Consider the following 18,606-nt stretch of genomic DNA (forward strand, 5'->3'; position numbering starts at 1 on the left):
GGGACAAAAATACTGAAATTATTCCGGACTGTGATAAATAATCTGACTGATCACTCTTCCTTTCTTGATCGTCCAAAGACTGGTGTATCTGTTTTCCCCGGAGCCATTAATCATATAAAGAAAAATATTGTCATTGTCCAGAGCCGTTACGCCTACATTTTCAAAATCCATGGTAGGCTGGAACATATTTTTAATCGCTTCCCTCACAAAAACAGAACCCCGTCCCGGTTGCTGAACTCTGATAGACTTGATTTCAGTCATACCTTCCGGGATATCATTGCCGATTCCCCAGGGCTTTACCTTATCAATGGTGAGAAGTTTTCCCTCCGCATCCTTTTCTTTTTTGCGGTAACCGGCATTGGAAGGATAAATGTCGATAACTACCTTACTTCTTTGGGAAATAGGGATTTTAGGGTCGGAATTGTCTGTGAAAATAAGGGATCTTCCGTTTTTCGATTTGGAAGGGGTGTATTGGGGGAGCTGATCCACAAAGGCAATACGCTCTTTATTCACCATTCCTTCTTTGTCTAATGTTTCATACCGTACAAATGGTTTATCCTCATCCTGCTTTTCAGGATATTTAATCCATATCCACTCTGTTTCTCCGGGAGCCGGCTTTACATAAACAAAAACATCACCTTTACGCATACGGATCTTGTCAACAATCTTCCTGTAGTTGTCTTTATGTACACGGACATTGGCATATCCTTCCTCAGCCTTTACCACTCCGAAAGGAACTTTATTCTGGCCTTTAACGAATGCTAAAGAAAAAAGACTGAAAGCAGATAGACAGAATGCTTTGTTTATTGAAATCATTATTACAAACTTTTGATTTTCCAAATATATAAATTAAATGCTTTTGGGAAGATAATTATACTGCTGCAGTTCTTTTAAATCTTGTATTTGTTTAAGATAGCCGGCTGAAAGAAGATAGATTTTGTCTGAAATATCCAGAACATCCCGGTAATGATGATCAGAAATTATAAAGCCTTTATTGGTCTGCTGACGTATTATTTTTTTCAATTCTTCAATAATTTTAGGAGAAAGACTGTGAAAGGGCTCGTCAAGCAATATAAAATCTGCTTCCGAGTGGATGATTAATAAAGCTTCAACTGCTCTTAGTTCACCTCCGGAAAGATTTTTGGGTTTTTCATCAAGGAAATTCCGGATCAGGTCTGATGCAGAAAGAAGATCAGCATTTTCTTTATTACAGAAAAGATGGATGAGTTTCTTTACGCTTTCATTTTTAGGTAAAAAGGAAAATTGTGGGAGATAGGCGATTTTGTTTTTTCTGTCAGATAAGGTTTTCAAAACCTTTCCGTTGCACCTGATATATTGGGAATCGCTGCCGGTAACTCCGGCAATAATTTTTAATAAAGTAGATTTTCCGGTTCCGTTTCTTCCCAAAATGCCGGCAATGTTACCGATTTTGCACTCCAGGTATATATCCTGCAGGACTTTTTTATCAGTAAAGGATTTTGTAACGCTATCAATATGGAGTGTGTTCATAGAAATCCGATTAAAAATTTTTACAGCTACACTGAATGATAAAGTAATACCCCAGAGGAATATCCTGGAAAATCCGAAATGAGCATAAAAGTGGTATTCGTTTTTAAGTCTTAGCTCGTAAATGAAATAATGAAGAAGAGGGAATATCAGAACAATGCTTAATCCGAAAGTCTGAACGTTAAGTGAAAATAAAAAAAACGAGCAGAAAAGAAAAAAGTATCGTTGGAATGATCAGCTTTTTATAAAAAATCCAAAGAACAGAAAAGTTTTTGCCCATAGCTGTGAAACGTAAATTTTGATAAAAATAAGAAATAGGAGATAAAGAGCAAAAAGAAAGAGAGCATCCTTAGAAACTCTCTTCATTATTGGTACCAATTCATTTTTAAAGTGGATTAAATTCTCTCAAGCTCATCCGCATCAATGGTTGTTTTGAAAGTTCCGTAATTGACGATGACTTTGTTTCTTGAAATCTTTTCAATAGTGCCTACACTCGTACTGCCTGTAATACGAACACGCTGGCCTACTTTCATCCATAGGGCACGGTCACTTTTACGCTGTTCTTCCAGCTTTTCGTTGGTCTCCGCAATCTTTTCAATCACTTCCTCCTTTTTCAGCTGCTGTGTGATCTTTCTCTTCACAACCTGCAGGCGTTTCGATTCATCTTTATCAGCTCCCAACTTTCTGAATTTCTCCTGTTCCAGCAATTTCACAAAATCCTTCACTACATCTTTTCTTGACTTCCCTTTGGTATAGCTGTCAATAAATGCTTCAATTTTGTTCCCGAACTGAAGCTTGCGGTGTTCCTCTTCATACAATTTCTGAAAGTTGAAAAGCTTCTGCTGAAGCTGGTCATTAAGCTTTTGAAGGTTATCACGCTTATCTTCCACAGACTCCTTTCTTTCGGCAAGATCGGATTTTAGTTTTTCAACTTCAAATTTCTCCTGCTGTAGTTTTACAATGGTTTTATCAAGATTGACAATGTCATGTTCTACTTTTTTCTTGGCAGAATGGATGATAAATCTTGGGATCCTGTTCTTTTCGGCAACTTCAAAGGTAAACGAGCTTCCTGCCTGTCCTACTTCCAGCTTGTACATTGGTTCCAATGTTTCTTCATTGAAAAGCATCGCTGCATTCTGGGCATTAGGAAGTTGCTCTACAACCAGCTTAATATTGGTGTAATGCGTTGTAATAATGGCAAAACTCTTTTTATCATAAAAGTATTCCATGAAGCTTTCCGCCAGGGCGCCTCCCAATTCCGGATCAGATCCCGTTCCGAACTCATCAATCAGTAAAAGCGTATTGGCGTCTGCCTCCCGGATAATTCCCGACATCTTTTTCAGCCTGGATGAATAGGTTGATAAATGATTTTCAATAGATTGGTTGTCACCAATATCGGTCATTACTTTATCAAAGAAAAACATCTCGGATTTAGGATGCACAGGTACTAAAATACCACTCTGGATCATCAGCTGTAATAGTCCTACCGTTTTCAGGGTAATTGATTTTCCACCGGCATTAGGTCCGGAGATACAGATGATCCTGTTGTGTTCCGTTAAAGTCAGGCTTTGTGGGAAAATAGTTTTGTTTTCAGCTTTGTTTCTCAGCCATAGAAGTGGGTGAAAGGCATCTTTTAATCTCAAGGTTTTGTGACGGTTGATCTTGGGAAGAACTCCATTGATCAATTCAGAAAACTTAGCCTTGGCCCTGGTAAGATCAAGATCAAAAATATAGACCTGATACCTCCAAAGCTGGGGCTGGAATTCTGCCAGCTCTGCAGTGAGTTTCCTGAGGACCTTGTCAATTTCCTTTTTCTCTTCCTCTTCATTTTCCCGGAGCTTAAAATAATGTTTAACAACACTGTCCGGCTGGATATAAGTAATAGAGCCGGTTTTTGAAATTCCCAGTGTCCTGCCCGGAACCCTTTTCTTAAACCCTGATTTTACCGCTAAAACTCTCTGATCATCAATAATCGTTTCCCGTATATCATCCAAAAAATCACTTTGTCCGTAAGTGGTAAGAGCACGGTTGAAATTCTCCTGGATGGCTTTTTTAGCATGCTGGATTTCTGTTCTTAAGCCTTTCAATGCGGGTGAAGCTTCATTTTTTACTTCACCAAACCGATTGAATACTTTGTCTACCTTATCAATAATCTCTTTCCTGAATTCCAATACAGAAACTTCCTCCATTAAAGTAGGAAAAGTTTCAGGCATGGTAGGAAAGAACTTTTGTAATCTTCCGATTTGTTCCGTGATGGCTTTTATTTTGATGAAAGCATTGTTTTCCAGACGGTAATTTTCAATCAGCATCAGTTTCAGCTCACTTTCAATATCTTCATATTCATCAAACGGAATCGCATTTGAACTTTCAAAACTCGACAGGTATTCCGACGTTTTTTTTTAATGAAAGCTCCGCTTCGTCTATTTCCATCGGACGAAGTTGAAGAATCTTTTCCCTTGTTTTCGGAGAATACGCAAATGGTGAGATTTCCGCGAGCAATTGCGAAAACTCTAATTCGTCTAAATCTTCTTTATCTATATACACAATTGCAAATTTAGTGAGAAAATGTGAATGTTAAGGAGGTGGATGTTTGAAAATGAGTTAATTTGAAAGTCAGGAAATAAAGAGATACAGGAATTCGATGTGTTTTCAAACAAATGATTTTGGTTTTATTACATTTGAAAGATGAAACTTGAAAGTGAGCGACTGATTTTAAAAGAAGTTAATGAGGCACATACAGAAGATATTTTACGGATCAGAAGCAATGATCTCATTAATCAATATGTTAAAAGAAAGTCCCCGGTATCTAATTATGATGCCCTGGAATTTATTTTACACATTAAAAGGAAAGCCCGGGATAATGAAATGATATTTTGGGGTATTTCCTATAAGGATCAGCAGGATCTTATCGGAACCATTTGCCTGTGGAATTTTTCAGAAGACAGGAAAATAGCAGAAACAGGATATGAACTGCTTCCTGAACATCATAAAAAAGGAATCATGTCTGAAGCACTGGCATCGGTTTTACATTTTGGATTTAATGCCTTACATTTACAGGAAATTTTGGCTTTTACCCATAAGTGTAATAAGGCTTCTCAGGCTTTACTTTTAAAACACAGGTTCGTTTTAGAGGAAAACAGAACAGATGAGAAGAACCTTGAAAATGCCATTTTTAGTTTAAAAAAAGATGCGTTAATTTGTTAAAACTTTTTTATTTTCAAATTAATCTCATTTCTAAATTTTCAAATTGAAGTTATGACCTGGACAGAAGTGTTAGCCCCGATCAAGAAGACAGAATACTTTAAAACCCTTTGGGAGAAAGTAAAAAATGAATATGAAACCACGAAAGTTTTTCCACCGAAAAACCAGATTTTCAGAGCACTGGAACTCACACCTTTTGATGATGTTGAGGTAGTGATTATCGGACAGGATCCTTACCATAATGACCATCAGGCAAACGGATTGTGTTTCTCTGTTTCTGAGCAGGTAGCGGCACCGCCATCCCTTAAAAATATTTTTATTGAGCTGAAAGATGATGTAGGTGTGGTGCGCACTTCTAAAGAATTGGACGACTGGGCAAGACAGGGCGTTTTGCTGTTGAATGCCACTTTAACGGTTCGTGCCCATTCCCCGAACTCCCACAAAGACCTTGGATGGGAGAAATTTACAGATTTTATTATCAAGGAAATATCAGATAAAAAAGAAAATGTAGTGTTTGTGCTGTGGGGGGCTTTTGCACAAAAAAAAGCCGAACTCATTGATCCGGCTAAACATTTTATTTTGAAATCAGCGCATCCGTCGCCATTTTCCGTTCACAGGGGCTTTTTTGGAAGCAAGCCTTTTTCAAAAATTAATGAATATCTTATTTCCAAAGGAAAGAAACCTATTTCCTGGTAGGGTCTGAAGCATCCCTGGCAGAAGTGATGGTAATTCCGATTTTATATTTTCCGGCAAGTGCTTTTGTTCCTTCTGATTTCGGATATGGAGCCACTTCCTGCAAAGTGAATTTTAACCCGTTGAAGTTGGCGGATTGATGATAGTTTTTCGCAGGAAAGTCCGTGCTGGCCAGATTTAACGTCACGGGTCTGGTTGCTATTCCCATAACTTCAACCTGGGCAAGGGCTGCACCGGCCCAGATACAGTTTACTCCTTCCGGGCACCGGCTGTCTTCAGAAACACCTTTGAAAGTCACATTCATCTGATATTCTTTCAGGAATTTATTTTCTCCCTCATTGAAGTAGATGATTCCTTCATTACGATCGGCAGTTTTTATGTCAGTGGTCATTCCGGAAGATGTGGTATTTGTTTTTACTTTCTTTTGGGCATCACAGCCTGTTAATGCTAAAATGCCCAGACTCAATATAATGGCTTTATGGAACATCATTTCTTTTTTATTATATAATATTAAACATATTAAGAAGTACTACCAAAAACATTGCCACGCCTACTACGAAGCTGAAGCCGGTGCCATAAATAAATCCGATGAATGCTCCTTTTGTAGATCGTAATGCTTTATTCATATCTTTACTGTCATGAAGAAGCTCACCGATAAATACACCGGCAAACATTCCAATCAAAAAGCCCAGCGGAATGGGAAGAAAGATTCCTACAATGGTTCCGACTACAGAACCGATGCTTCCCCAGCGGGTTCCTCCGTATTTCCTGTTAGTTTTTGCAGGAATAACATAACTTAACACCACAGATGCTGCCGTAAGAATACTGAACGCCCAGACATAGATCATTGGCAGATCAGCATCCGTCCCGAATTTATAAATCAGCAATCCACAGATGCTTAGCAAAAGCCCGGGCAAAACAGGAAGAAATGTACCCAGTATTCCTACAAACAATAAAATAAGGCATAGAATATTAATAATCGTTGTATCCATTCTTTTAAATATAAACGAATATATGAAACCTTAACCATTCAACAAATAGGCCTAAATATGAAAATACAGCAGATTTTTTAAATGATTTAAGGAAAATTTATAATCAGCTTAAAGTTTTGGGATGAAAATTGATAGCGAATAGTAACATCATCATCCTTAATTTTATAAATTTGCTGTAATGAAAGATGAAATACAAGATACCAGAGATTTTCTGCAGAATATCAGCGATCAGATCCATTATTTTGTGAGGGATCACGTATATCCTGATCTGGCACTTCCTATTCAGATTTTGCTGAAATTTATATTTCTGGCAGGAATGATCTATATTCTGGATTTCGTTTTTAAACTCATTGTCAATACTATTTTCAAATTCTTTTTTGATAAAGAAGAATACCCTGTTTTAAAATCAATCTATGATTCAAGGATTACTAATTCTGTAGTACACTTAGGAGCCTTGAACTTTGCGGGGTATGCCTTGTTTTCCGTCTTCTACAGGCACCCGAAAAGCTTTGCATTACTGGAAATAATTGTGGGAGTATCTACTATTTTTGTGATAGCAGGATTATTATTTAGAGCATTAACAGCTTTTAGAAATTACTTTGTAATTAAGCAGGATTATTACAAAATCATGACGCTTAATGCTATTTCGGAAACTGTAAAAATATTTGGGATCTTTGTACTTTCCGTAATTGGAATCTGTCTGATTTTTGGAATTAAAGGTGGGACAATTTTAGGAAGTCTTGGGGCAATAACGGCGGTTTTGGTTCTTGTTTTCAGGGATACTATTCTGGGATTTGTTACCGGGATTCACGTAGCTACTTCTAAGAATCTGAAAGTAGGAGACTGGATCAGCATTCCCAAATACAGTATAGAAGGAAATATTACAGAAATAAGCCTTCTCACTACAAAAATCACCAATTTTTGATAAAACGGTTTCCACCATTCCTACCTATGATTTCCTGACTACGGAGATCAAAAATATGCAGGTAATGTCCGAATCCAATACCCGTAGAATTAAAAAATCCATTTACTTTAATATCAATTCTTTTAAATTTCTTACGGACGAAGATATTGAACGGTTAAAGGAAATTAATTTAATTTCAGATTACCTGGAAGAAAGAACATCTGAGATTAAAAAAGAAAAAGAAAGCCTGATTCATAAAGATAAAGTCATCAACGGGAGACAGCTTACCAATATCGGGGTTTTCAGATATTATGCACAACGGTACATAGAAAATGATCCGGATGTCGAAAAAAATGCAACCAGAATGGTTCGTCAGCTGGAAATCACTCCACAGGGTCTTCCGCTTGAGGTGTATTGTTTTACCAATGATTCCCAATGGGAGCGTTTTGAGCAGATCCAGGCAGATATTTTCGATCATTTGCTGGTGGCATCAAAGGAATTTGATCTTCAGGTGATGCAGGTGAGTGTAAAAGTGTAGAATTAGAAACCAGATGTAGTGAGAGACAGGCTCTTAACATCTGATAAAAGACATAATAAATATAAAAAATTTAATAGTGATAGAGAAGTGAAATATTGAAATAATGGCTAATTGGTCAAACTAATTTCTAACTTCTCATATCTAACATCTCAATAAAAATGACAAAACTAAGCGTAAACATTAATAAAATTGCGACATTAAGAAATGCAAGAGGAGGGGATACACCCAGTGTTACAGAAGCGGCTGTAAGGATTCAGGAATTTGGGGGACAAGGAATTACCATTCATCCAAGACCTGATGAAAGACATATTACCAGAAAAGATGTCTATGATTTGAAACCATTGGTTACGACTGAATTCAATATTGAAGGAAACCCACATCAATCCTTTATTGATATGGTGCTGGAAGTAAAACCGGAGCAGGTGACGCTGGTTCCGGATGCAGATGATGCCATTACGTCCAATGCGGGATGGGATACAAAAAAGCACCTGGACTATCTTACTGAAATCATCAGTGAATTCAAAAATGCAGGAATCCGTACTTCTATTTTCCTTGATCCACTGCCTGAACTGGTAGAATATGCAGCGAAAACAGGAGCTGACAGGATTGAGCTGTATACTGAAGCTTATGCAAAAAATTATCCCATCAATAAAGAACAGGCTATAAAAGCTTACTATGATACAGCGGTGGCTGCCGGCAATGCGGGATTGGGTATTAATGCGGGACATGATTTAAGTTTAGATAATTTAAAATATTTTGCAGATACAATTCCTAATCTGCTTGAGGTTTCCATAGGGCACGCTTTGATATCGGAAGCCCTTTATATGGGATTGGAAAATACAGTCCAGGCTTATCTGAAGAGACTGGCAAAATGGTAAACGGGAGGCCGGAAATTGCTACTAATAAGCTACAGTCTGTAATTTTACAGCCAGTTCTAAAACAAAACTTCATTAGCTTTTACTATCTGCTTTCCGGTTCTAATTCTAACTTTTATTAAAAATATGGAAATTTTAAATTCAAAAATATTCGGTGAAAATATAACGTCCACACCCCTATTAGTATTTCACGGATTGTTTGGTATGCTCGATAACTGGGGAAGTTTTGGGAAAGACCTGGGAGAATATCTTCCTGTACACCTGATTGATCTCAGAAATCACGGAAGAAGCTTCCATTCTGAAAATATGAGCCATGACGATCTTGCAGATGATATAGCCCGGTATATGGATCATTATGGGATTCAGAAAGCTCATGTGCTGGGGCATTCGCTGGGAGGAAAAGCGGTAATGCAGTTTGCATTACAATATCCGGAAAGAGTAGACAAACTTATTGTGGTGGATATTTCACCAAAAGCTTACCCTCCGCATCATCAGGGTATCATTAAAGCATTGGAAACAGTAGATTTCAATACCGCAGGATCCAGGAATGATGTGGAAGCTATTCTGAGCCAATATATTCCTGAAAAATCTACCATTCAATTTTTAACTAAAAATCTGTATTGGGATGACAATAAAAAATTAAACTGGAGATTTAATCTGAAAACCCTTTCTGAAAAATATAACGAATTTGTTTCCAATGCTGTTAAATTCGGGGTTTTTGAAGGAGATGCATTATTTATTGCAGGAGACCGCTCCAATTATATTTTGCCTCAGGACGAATACGGGATCAAACAGCAATTTCCCAAAGCAAGGATCGTGACCATAAAAAATGCAGGACATTGGGTTCAGGCTGAAAATCCGGCGGATTTTGCTAATGTTGTAAAGGAATTTCTTGGTTTGATTTAATTTTTTACTTTGATATTTGGTTTTGTGTTAAAATTTTATTAAAATTTGTTTTTATTTCCCTATAAGTTGAAAATTTTGTACTTTGGATTACCAAAAAAATAAAAATATTAACTTATGAAAAACGGAAACTCAAAAAAGAAGCCTTTTTTTGCTACTTTCTTAGAAAAACAGATTAAAGATCCTGAAACTGTAAAAGGAGGAGACGCTACTTCTGTACTTTTAGATGACGTTACTTCAGTGATTAAAGATTCAATTACCACTTCAGCTCTTGAAGATAGTGTTTCGCGTCCCGGAAGTGAAAATGTAACGATGAAATTTCCGTCGGACAGCGACGAAGCAGGAGACGTAGTATAATTCAGACCTAAATTAAATCATTATATCAAATTAAAACTAAATCATTATGAAAAACAAGAATTCAAAGAAGAAGCCGTTTTTTGCATCATTTTTAGAAAAGCAGCTTAAAGATCCTCAAACCGTAAAAGGAGGTACAGACATCTCAATTCCTGAAAGGGACGTGATCACAAAACCTGAAATCGACAGTGTAACATCTCCGAAAGATGATATGATGCATACCATGAAATACCCGTCTGATGGCGATGATGATGTTCAATACGTATAATAATCTTTTATATTAAGTATAATAACTCAATCATAGAAAGGGAAACTTAATGTTAAGTTTCCCTTTTTTATAAAGCCCGGCAAATGATTCTCTGCATTACCCACTCAAAAGATTTTTACAATATTGACCTCTTTTTTGCCTATCTCAGCTCTAAAAATATTCCTTATTTCAGATTGAATTCTGACCACCTGAACCATCTTCAGAACATAAGTGTTAATGAAGATTCATTTGAACTGACAGATGAATCAGGTAACCGGATCCATTCTGATGATATCAAAGGGGTATGGCACCGGAAAGCGTGGAATATAAGCGTTCCCGAAGAACTGGATGGAGAATACGAAAAAATTTTCATCAAAGAATACGGGAGTCTCCGGTATAATCTGATGACCATTCTAGAAAATATTCCATGGGTAAACCCCTATGAAAAGGAAAGAAAAGTGGATGGAAATAAAATGTTTCAGCTGAAAATCGCCAAAAAAAATAACCTGACCGTTCCTAAAACCATCTTTTCGAACGATGAAAAAAAGATTATTGCTTTCTTTCATCAGCATTGTCAGGGGAAAGCAGTGGCCAAGCTTCATAGTGTTGTTGCCAAAACGATGAATGGAGAAAGCCAGGTTTCCACCATGGTGATTGAAAAAGAAACTTTAGGCTATCTCTCGGATATTGAATATTGTCCGATGATTTTTCAACCCTACATTGATAAAGAATACGAGCTGAGGATCATCTATGTGGACGGAGAATTTTTCACAGGTAAAATCAATAACAGTGAAAATGCAGACTGGAGAGTGACCCGGGACGGCTATTTTTGGTCTGCCTATGAATTGCCTGACGATATAAAAAACAGTCTGGCTTCTATGATGAAAGAAATGGGACTTTATATCGGGGCTATTGATATGATAAAAGGAAAAGACGGAGGCTATTATTTTCTGGAAGTCAATCCACAGGGAGAATGGGGAATGCTGCAGAAAGAACTGGGCTTTCCGATAGCAGAAAGAATTGCTGATAATCTTATAAAAAGAATCAACTTCAATGAATAAAATATTAATTATAACACATACTGCGGATAACTTTTCAATTGAAAAAGTAACGGAGTATATTGAAAAAAATAACTGCCAGGTAATCCGTTTTGATGTGGATCTGTATCCTTTGCAAAATAAACTGTCAACAACTTTTCAAAACGGGGAATGGGTTAGTATTCTTGAAACTCCCGAAGCCCAATATCGTTTAGATGATATTTCGGCAATATGGTACAGGAGAGCCTATAATATCGGGAGCGGCCTGAAAGAAGAACTGGATGCCAAATTTTACGGGGCTGCCATGGGGGAAATCCGGAATACCCTTTTTGGCTTTATTGAATCGGTGGATACGTATTCACTGGGTAAGCCGGGCATTTACAGAAGACTGGACAGTAAAGAAGAACAATTGAAAGTAGCAGATAAATTGGGACTTACTATTCCGGATACCTGTATAACCAATAATCCTGATGTGGCAAAAAAATTTATTCTTCAGCACCGGAATGTCGTCGCCAAAATGCAGACCGGTTTTGCCATCACTGAAGATGGGGTGGAAAGTGTTGTTTTCACCAATGTAGTGAGCGAAGATAAGCTGGAAGAACTGGATACGCTTTTATATTGCCCGATGCAGTTTCAGAAAATGATTGAAAAGAAAAAAGAACTTCGTATAACCATTGTAGGGAGGGATGTGTATGCCTTTGAAATTGATTCACAGCAATTTGAAGATGCTAAGGTAGATTGGAGGAAAGATGGAGTAAACCTGCTTGATAAATGGGTAAGAACCGAATTGCCGGGAGATATTGAAGAAAAACTGCTGGAACTTCTGGATATTTATAACGTGGATTACGGGGCTATAGATATGATTGTTTCTCCTGAAAATGAATATTATTTCATCGAGATCAATGCCGCAGGAGAGTTTTTCTGGCTGGATAACCTTACGGAAGGGAATTTAATTTCTAAAAGTATTGCAGATGTCCTTTGTGACAAAGCACCAAGAAGAAATAATATGGTGATGGCCTGATCACAGAATATTTTAACCTTAAAGTCCTGAAAGTTTTATACTTAATTCTTTCAGGACTTTTATATTTTACGGTGGTAAGAAAGCAATGGGCTCTAAGTTTACTCAGAGTGATAATATTGGTTAAATAAAGTTGAATTCTGCTTTAAAAATCGCAAAATTTGCAGAAGCAGTTTTTCAGAGAACTTTTACAAGGAAAATGAATCATTGCCGGATAGAAAATATTGTCATATTTTAGTCAGCAATCAAGTAAAATAATTAATGATTTTTGTAACGGGTGCAACCGGAATCCTGGGGAGGGTCATCGTCCTGGAACTTCTTAAAAGAGGTAAACATGTACGGGCTTCCAAAAGACCGGGCAGCAATTTAAACGAAGTAAAGCATTCCTATAGCTTTTATACAGAAAATCCTGATGATTTTTTTAATAAAATCGAATGGATGGATGTGGATTTTGATGATCCTGATTCTTTACAGAATGCTTTAAAAGGTGTGGAGGATGTATATCACTGCGCCGCAAAAGTAAGCTTTCATCCTAAAGATGAGAAGGAAATGTACCATACCAACATTAAAGGTACGGAAAATCTTTTGTATGCCTGTGAAGGATCCTCAGTTAAAAAATTTCTGCATGTAAGTTCTGTTGCTGTTTTAGACAATTTTAATGAGAAGGGGGAGCTGGACGAGGATTCAGATTTCAATCCCAAGCTGGAACATTCCGCGTATGCTATTTCCAAACACTTGTCAGAAATGGAAGCCTGGAGAGCCTCAGCCGAGGGATTAAACGTAGTGATTATCAATCCGGGAATGATTGTCGGAAGCGGAAACTGGAACCAGAGCAGCGGAGAGCTTTTTTCTACCTTTGAAGATAATAGTTTTACATTTTCGGGCGGATCAGCTTACGTGGATGTAAGGGATGTTGCCAAAACGGCTGTAGAACTGATGGAAAATAATATTTTCGGGGAACGGTTTATTATCGTTGCTGAAAATAACAGGTATGCAGATCTCGCCCAACAGATCAGAACAAGATTAGGTCTTAAAGAGGCGAAAATACTATCCGGATTCCAATTGAATATCGGAAGGTTGGCCAATGCCCTTTTCGGATGGTTTATTCCGAAGCTGAGGATGATCACCAAATCGAATATTGAGGCAATATCTTCATTCAACACCATTTCCAACCAAAAAATTAAAGAAAAGCTGGGGTATCAGTTCATTCCTGTGAAAGAAAGTATAGACTTCCATCTTAACAATTATATTAACGACAAAAAGCTGAAGAAATGAATCTTGCAGAGGCAATTATCCTTAAAAATGTAGAAAAGCATCCTGTAAAAGCCGCCATTGGTTTTAAAAAGAAAGATGAAGCCTGGAAAGAGCTGAGCTGGAAAAAATTCAGTGAGATTATTTTCAAAACAGCAAATGCGTTAAGAGATGCAGGTGTACAGGAAAATGACAGAGTAGCCATCTATTCTGACAATTCTTCAGAATGGATGATTTTTGATCTGGCTTCCATGGCTATAGGAGCGATCACAGTTCCGATATACTCAACCAATAATGGGGAACAGGCAGAATATATCATTAATGATTCAGGATCTAAGATTGTTTTGGTAGGAAACCAAATGCAGTATGATATATGCCTGGAACTTTTGGCTAAAGAAGAAAATAACCTTGAAACCATTGTTGTTTCTAAAAAAGCAGTATGGATCAAAAAGGAATTCAATAGCTTTTATCTTGAAGACTTTATCGCAAAAGCTTCTCCTAAACTGGAATTTTGCAAAAAAGAATATGAAGATACTGCAACATTGATTTATACTTCCGGAACCACCGGAACCCCGAAAGGAGTAATGCTTACCCATGGTAACTTTATCAAAGCTTTCGATTCTCATTTTGAATTTTTTAAATTTAAAAACTTCGAGGAAGAGCTTTCGCTGGCATTCCTTCCCTTGAGCCATGTTTTTGAAAGAAGCTGGAGCTTATTGTCTTTATATGGAGGAGCAAGAGTCTACTTCCTGGAAGACCCCAAAAACGTAGCAAAAGCATTGGAGGAAGTAAAACCTACAGCAATGTGTGCCGTACCGAGGTTTTTCCAGAAGGTATATGCCGGAGTCCTGGAAAAAGCGGAAGAAGGTTCCTCATTAAAGAAAAAGATTTTTAACTGGGCATTGAAAACAGGATGGGAGACCGCGGAGCTAAGAAGAAATGAAAAGCCGGTTCCTTTCGGATTAAAAATTAAAGAATCTGTAGCAGACATGCTGGTCTTCAGCAAAATTAAAGAAAAAATGGGGGGAAGATTATGGTTTTTACCTTGTGGAGGGGCCTCTTTGTCGCCTGAAGTCACCCGCTTTTTTGAATCTGTGGGAATTCACGTAACAGTAGGGTATGGCTTGACAGAAACTACGGCAACGCTGACCCTTTTTCCTTTAACCCACTTTGAACATGCTACCAGTGGAAAACCACTTCCCGGGGTAGAAATCCGTATCGGAGAAAATGATGAGATTCAGGCAAAAGGAAATGGAATCATGAAAGGGTATTACAATAAACCTGAAGAAACCCGGAAAGTATTCACGGAAGATGGTTGGTTTAAAACCGGTGATGCCGGAAAATTTGACGAACACGGAAACCTGATTATTACGGATAGGATCAAAGATCTGATGAAAACTTCCAATGGAAAATATATTGCCCCGCAACAGATTGAAAACCTCCTGACCAACAATAATTTTATTCAGCAGATTATGCTGGTAGCTGAAGGAAGGCAGTTTGTTTCTGCATTAATTGTTCCGAATTTTGAATTTTTACAGGATTATATTAGGAAGAACAATATTCCTTTCACGAATTGGGAAGATGCGGTGAAAAATGATACCGTGAACAGCTTTTATAAAGAAAAAATTAAAGAATTGCAAAGCCATCTGGCAGATTACGAAAAAGTGAAGAAATTTACTTTAATGCCGGCAGAATTTGACATCAATACAGGAGAGATTACTCCTACATTGAAGGTGAAGAGAAACGTGGTTTTGAAGAAATATGCAGATATTATTGAAAAGATGTATTAACTGACTTGTAAACTACAAAAGTTACAAAAATTTTTGAACTCTTAAGTTTTTGTAAAAACCTTCAACTTTACGAATATCACAATTGAAGACGTTACAACTCTCCTCTTCCGGAGCAGGCGAAAATTCGAAGAATTTTTGGCGGAGTAGCCAAGTCTCAATCACTTAAATATATTATGACAACACAGGAATTTATAGGAAATCCCAACTTTACTATTCAGACACAAACGGTCTCAGAGAGCTGTCCGTCTAATATTGCCCTTATCAAATATTGGGGAAAATATGCAAATCAGATCCCTGCCAATCCAAGTATCAGCTATACTTTGAATCATTGCAAAACCAATACATCAATGGAGTTTTTGGCTGATGAACCATTTTCGGTACAGACTTTTCTGGCAGGAAATGAAGAGGTAAAATTTGCTGAAAAAATTGAAAAGTATTTTAGAAATATTGAACAATACCTTCCATGGATTCTGAAAGGAAAATATATCATCAGAACAGAAAATACCTTTCCACACAGTTCAGGAATTGCCAGTTCAGCCTCAGGATTTGGAGCCATTGCAAAATGCCTGATGAAGCTTGATGAAACATTTGCGGGAACATCTTCAGCTGAAGAATCTTTGAAAAAAGCTTCATTTTTAGCAAGACTTGGAAGCGGAAGCGCCTGCAGAAGTTTGTATAACGGACTTATTGTCTGGGGAAAAACAGATGAGGTAGAAGGAAGTTCCGATCTTTTTGCGGTGCCTTATCCGGAAACTGAAATTCATGGAATATTCAAAAATTTCAATGACTGGGTTTTATTGATCCATGAAGGTCAGAAAAGCGTCTCTTCTACTGTTGGACATGGCCTGATGAAAACCAATCCTTATGCGGAAAGAAGGTTTCAGGAAGCAAGGGAGAACTTCGTTCCGATGAAAGAGATCCTCAAGACAGGAGATATGGAACAGTTTATCAAGCTGGTAGAACATGAAGCCCTTACCCTGCATGCGATGATGATGATGAGTGATCCTGCTTTTATCCTGATGAAAACAGGAACACTGGAAGTCATCAATAAAATCTGGGATTTCAGAAAGGAAACAGGATTGCCTTTATTCTTTACACTGGATGCCGGTGCTAATGTTCACCTTTTATTTCCCAATGATGGTTCCGAAGAACAGATTAAAATATTCATCGAAACTACATTATTACAGCACACCCAGAAAAATGGGGTGGTAAAGGATGTAATGATATTTTAAAAAATTAAAAGTGGGTTTTGACCCACTTTTTTATGTTTACTCTTTAACGATCGCTTCCCGATTGCCATCTTCCTGCTTTCCTTCCTCTATCATTATTTCTGCTTCTGCTTTTTCTTCGGAAGTTGCCGTTTCTATTAGCTCTTCCTGTTCGTCATTGTGATGGTCTATGAAAAATTCACAGTACACCGGCAGATGATCCGATCCAAAATTTTCCAATGTCTTCAGCTGTTTAATAAAAATATCTTCGCTGTGAAACATCAGGTCAATAGGAAACCTCAAAAGCCGGTATCTGGCATGAAAAGTGGAAACAAAAGAATGCCCGACCCTCGGGTCGATCAGATGACTTGTTTTTCTGAAGAGTATTGATGATCTTGACCAGGCAACATTATTGAAGTCTCCTACTACAATGACCGGTTTTTTGATATCCTTTACACGCTTGGCGGTACTCAGCAGGTCACCATCCCTTTCCTTGGAGGTTTCTTCCTCTGTAGGACTTGGCGGTGGTGGGTGCACGCCAAAGAAAACAAAAGAAAATCCATCGCTTGTTTTCATGTGAATTTCAATACTCGGAATGTCGTCTGCCACAAAATAATGAGTTCTGGCTTCCTTAATTTCAATCCTGGAATAGAAATGCATTCCATAGGTGTTTTCAAGAGTTACTTTATGCTGGTAGGGATATTCTTTTTCCAAAGGTGTCATTGCCTTTTCCCAATCGCTGTTGCTTTCCATTGTCAGGAAGAAATCCGGGCTGTACTTTTCAATAAGTTTACAAAACCTGTCATATTCCTTATTGAACTGATATACATTGGCAGAAATAAAATGTAGCTTTCCGGAGGATTTGTAACGCTGTTTATGTTTTTTTTACAGGATACAGACGGGTGTACCTGATGAGAATGTGGCTGTGATGAACAAACAAGGCAAGCAGAAACCCCTGATAATACCATATATATTCTTTAGAATCAATGATAAATCCTAGCAGAAAAGTGAAAAATATAAGATAAGTGACCTGTATTTTAGCAAATTCGGGGACCCGGAATATCCAGTGGGAATGCTGAATTTTTGGAAGGATGGTCAGTACGAGTAAAAGGATGACCAGAATTATATAAATAATCCACATACTAAATTCTTTGGATGAAATAATTTTGTTACAATTTATGAAAAATGATTTTTAAAATTTAATAATCCATTTAAATTTTATTTTACCTATTTTTATTTGTTTAAATGTATCTTATGAATAAAATAGCAGGACTCTTTATCCTGATGAGTATTTCAGGTTTCGGTCAGCAGAATCAGGATGTTGAGAAGCCCATACGAAACCTGTTTCTTGGTATGAAAAATGCAGATGCTGAACTGGTAAAGTCAGCCTTTACAGAACATGCAGTCCTTCAGACAATAACGAAAGATGGAAGTGTAAAAGGGGATAGCCTGCAGGATTTCATTACTTCGGTTTCCAAATTTTCAAAGGGAGACCTTGAGGAAAGAATTACAATAGAGGCTATTCATACAGATGGAAACCTTGCCAGTGTATTTACGCCTTATTCTTTCTACTTAAAAGGAAAACTCTCTCATTGCGGAGCCAATAGTTTTCAGTTGGTGAAACAGAATAATGAGTGGAAGATTCAATACATTATCGATACGAGAAGGAAAGATAACTGCAAGGAAATAAAATAAATAAAAATTCTTACATGAAAATCCATCATATTGCAATTATTTGCTCTGATTATCAGGTTTCTAAAAAGTTTTACACAGAGGTTTTAGGGTTGGATATCATCCGCGAAGTATATCGTAAAGAACGTCAGTCTTATAAGCTGGACCTGGCTATTGGTGAGCATTATGTGATTGAGCTGTTTTCTTTTCCCGATCCTCCTGCACGCCCTTCCCGTCCGGAAGCCTGTGGCCTGAGGCATCTTGCTTTCTCTGTGGAAAATGTAGCAGAAAAACGAAACGAGTTGCTTGCTAAAGGGCTGGAGTGTGAGGAAATCCGCATAGATGAATTCACAGGAAAAGAGTTTTTCTTTACCCAGGATCCTGATCAGCTGCCGCTGGAGTTTTATGAAATGTAAAG

General features: G+C 37.6%; 18 protein-coding genes and 2 pseudogenes. 14 read left to right on the top strand and 6 right to left on the bottom strand.

Going from position 1 to position 18,606, the window contains the following annotated elements; translation table 11 throughout:
• Positions 1-18 precede the first annotated feature (18 nt).
• The 3 genes and pseudogenes from HX13_RS04765 to HX13_RS04775 all read right to left on the bottom strand — a co-directional run bounded on the left by HX13_RS04765 (position 19) and on the right by HX13_RS04775 (position 4,050).
• The gene (locus tag HX13_RS04765) at positions 19-816 is read right to left on the bottom strand and encodes a hypothetical protein (RefSeq protein WP_228377676.1); all 798 of its coding nucleotides are present in this window, start codon (positions 814-816) and stop codon (positions 19-21) included.
• A 33-nt stretch (positions 817-849) separates the two neighbouring features.
• On the bottom strand, positions 850-1,509 hold the full coding sequence (locus tag HX13_RS04770) for an ATP-binding cassette domain-containing protein (protein WP_050020111.1): 660 nt from the start codon (positions 1,507-1,509) through the stop codon (positions 850-852).
• Between the two features lie 392 nt (positions 1,510-1,901).
• A pseudogene (locus HX13_RS04775) lies at positions 1,902-4,050 on the bottom strand (endonuclease MutS2).
• Between the two features lie 141 nt (positions 4,051-4,191).
• Here HX13_RS04775 and HX13_RS04780 point away from each other — a divergent pair.
• Both HX13_RS04780 and HX13_RS04785 read left to right on the top strand, forming a co-directional pair.
• On the top strand, positions 4,192-4,710 hold the full coding sequence (locus tag HX13_RS04780; protein WP_050020112.1) for a GNAT family N-acetyltransferase: 519 nt from the start codon (positions 4,192-4,194) through the stop codon (positions 4,708-4,710).
• Between the two features lie 51 nt (positions 4,711-4,761).
• Positions 4,762-5,403 carry a uracil-DNA glycosylase gene (locus HX13_RS04785; protein ID WP_050020113.1) on the top strand — a complete coding sequence of 214 codons (642 nt, stop codon included), beginning with the start codon at positions 4,762-4,764 and terminating at the stop codon, positions 5,401-5,403.
• Here the strand turns inward: HX13_RS04785 and HX13_RS04790 are convergent.
• Complete coding sequence (locus tag HX13_RS04790; RefSeq protein ID WP_238555037.1) at positions 5,390-5,890, bottom strand: hypothetical protein; 501 nt, start codon at positions 5,888-5,890, stop codon at positions 5,390-5,392. The two genes, HX13_RS04785 and HX13_RS04790, sit on opposite strands and share 14 nt — an antisense overlap.
• A 10-nt stretch (positions 5,891-5,900) precedes the next feature.
• Positions 5,901-6,392, bottom strand: a complete 492-nt coding sequence (locus tag HX13_RS04795) for a DUF456 domain-containing protein (RefSeq protein ID WP_050020115.1) — start codon at positions 6,390-6,392, stop codon at positions 5,901-5,903.
• Between the two features lie 178 nt (positions 6,393-6,570).
• On the opposite strand from HX13_RS04795, the pseudogene HX13_RS04800 reads away from it, so the two are divergent.
• The 10 genes and pseudogenes from HX13_RS04800 to HX13_RS04845 all read left to right on the top strand — a co-directional run bounded on the left by HX13_RS04800 (position 6,571) and on the right by HX13_RS04845 (position 16,541).
• A pseudogene (locus HX13_RS04800) lies at positions 6,571-7,834 on the top strand (mechanosensitive ion channel family protein).
• A gap of 158 nt (positions 7,835-7,992) precedes the next feature.
• On the top strand, positions 7,993-8,712 hold the full coding sequence (locus HX13_RS04805; RefSeq protein WP_050020116.1) for a pyridoxine 5'-phosphate synthase: 720 nt from the start codon (positions 7,993-7,995) through the stop codon (positions 8,710-8,712).
• A 123-nt stretch (positions 8,713-8,835) separates the two neighbouring features.
• Positions 8,836-9,615: an alpha/beta fold hydrolase gene (locus HX13_RS04810; RefSeq protein ID WP_050020117.1), complete on the top strand. Its 780-nt coding sequence runs from the start codon at positions 8,836-8,838 to the stop codon at positions 9,613-9,615.
• A gap of 114 nt (positions 9,616-9,729) precedes the next feature.
• Entirely contained in the window at positions 9,730-9,969 is a 240-nt protein-coding gene (locus HX13_RS04815) for a microviridin/marinostatin family tricyclic proteinase inhibitor (RefSeq protein ID WP_050020118.1), read from the top strand.
• Between the two features lie 46 nt (positions 9,970-10,015).
• Positions 10,016-10,234, top strand: a complete 219-nt coding sequence (locus HX13_RS04820; protein WP_050020119.1) for a microviridin/marinostatin family tricyclic proteinase inhibitor — start codon at positions 10,016-10,018, stop codon at positions 10,232-10,234.
• 83 nt (positions 10,235-10,317) lie between these two features.
• On the top strand, positions 10,318-11,274 hold the full coding sequence (locus tag HX13_RS04825) for an MvdC/MvdD family ATP grasp protein (RefSeq protein WP_050020120.1): 957 nt from the start codon (positions 10,318-10,320) through the stop codon (positions 11,272-11,274).
• Positions 11,267-12,271: an MvdD family ATP-grasp ribosomal peptide maturase gene (locus tag HX13_RS04830; protein WP_050020121.1), complete on the top strand. Its 1,005-nt coding sequence runs from the start codon at positions 11,267-11,269 to the stop codon at positions 12,269-12,271. The genes HX13_RS04825 and HX13_RS04830 overlap by 8 nt, the downstream gene beginning before the upstream one ends.
• 258 nt (positions 12,272-12,529) lie before the next feature.
• Positions 12,530-13,543 carry an NAD-dependent epimerase/dehydratase family protein gene (locus tag HX13_RS04835; RefSeq protein ID WP_050020122.1) on the top strand — a complete coding sequence of 338 codons (1,014 nt, stop codon included), beginning with the start codon at positions 12,530-12,532 and terminating at the stop codon, positions 13,541-13,543.
• The gene (locus tag HX13_RS04840; protein ID WP_050020123.1) at positions 13,540-15,309 is read left to right on the top strand and encodes an AMP-dependent synthetase/ligase; all 1,770 of its coding nucleotides are present in this window, start codon (positions 13,540-13,542) and stop codon (positions 15,307-15,309) included. The genes HX13_RS04835 and HX13_RS04840 overlap by 4 nt, the downstream gene beginning before the upstream one ends.
• A gap of 173 nt (positions 15,310-15,482) precedes the next feature.
• Complete coding sequence (locus tag HX13_RS04845) at positions 15,483-16,541, top strand: diphosphomevalonate/mevalonate 3,5-bisphosphate decarboxylase family protein (protein ID WP_050020124.1); 1,059 nt, start codon at positions 15,483-15,485, stop codon at positions 16,539-16,541.
• A 36-nt stretch (positions 16,542-16,577) separates the two neighbouring features.
• Here HX13_RS04845 and HX13_RS04850 read toward each other — a convergent pair whose 3' ends face one another.
• Positions 16,578-17,357, bottom strand: a complete 780-nt coding sequence (locus tag HX13_RS04850) for an endonuclease/exonuclease/phosphatase family protein (RefSeq protein WP_316931262.1) — start codon at positions 17,355-17,357, stop codon at positions 16,578-16,580.
• Between the two features lie 414 nt (positions 17,358-17,771).
• Here HX13_RS04850 and HX13_RS04855 point away from each other — a divergent pair, with 414 nt between their 5' ends.
• Both HX13_RS04855 and HX13_RS04860 read left to right on the top strand, forming a co-directional pair.
• Positions 17,772-18,212 carry a nuclear transport factor 2 family protein gene (locus HX13_RS04855; RefSeq protein WP_050020467.1) on the top strand — a complete coding sequence of 147 codons (441 nt, stop codon included), beginning with the start codon at positions 17,772-17,774 and terminating at the stop codon, positions 18,210-18,212.
• Positions 18,213-18,226: 14 nt separating this feature from the next.
• Positions 18,227-18,604 (top strand): VOC family protein, encoded by a 378-nt coding sequence (locus HX13_RS04860; RefSeq protein WP_050020125.1) that lies wholly within the window; start codon positions 18,227-18,229, stop codon positions 18,602-18,604.
• Positions 18,605-18,606: the final 2 nt, after the last annotated feature.

This window comes from Chryseobacterium sp. P1-3 (genome assembly GCF_000738495.1).
Taxonomy (GTDB): domain Bacteria; phylum Bacteroidota; class Bacteroidia; order Flavobacteriales; family Weeksellaceae; genus Chryseobacterium; species Chryseobacterium gallinarum.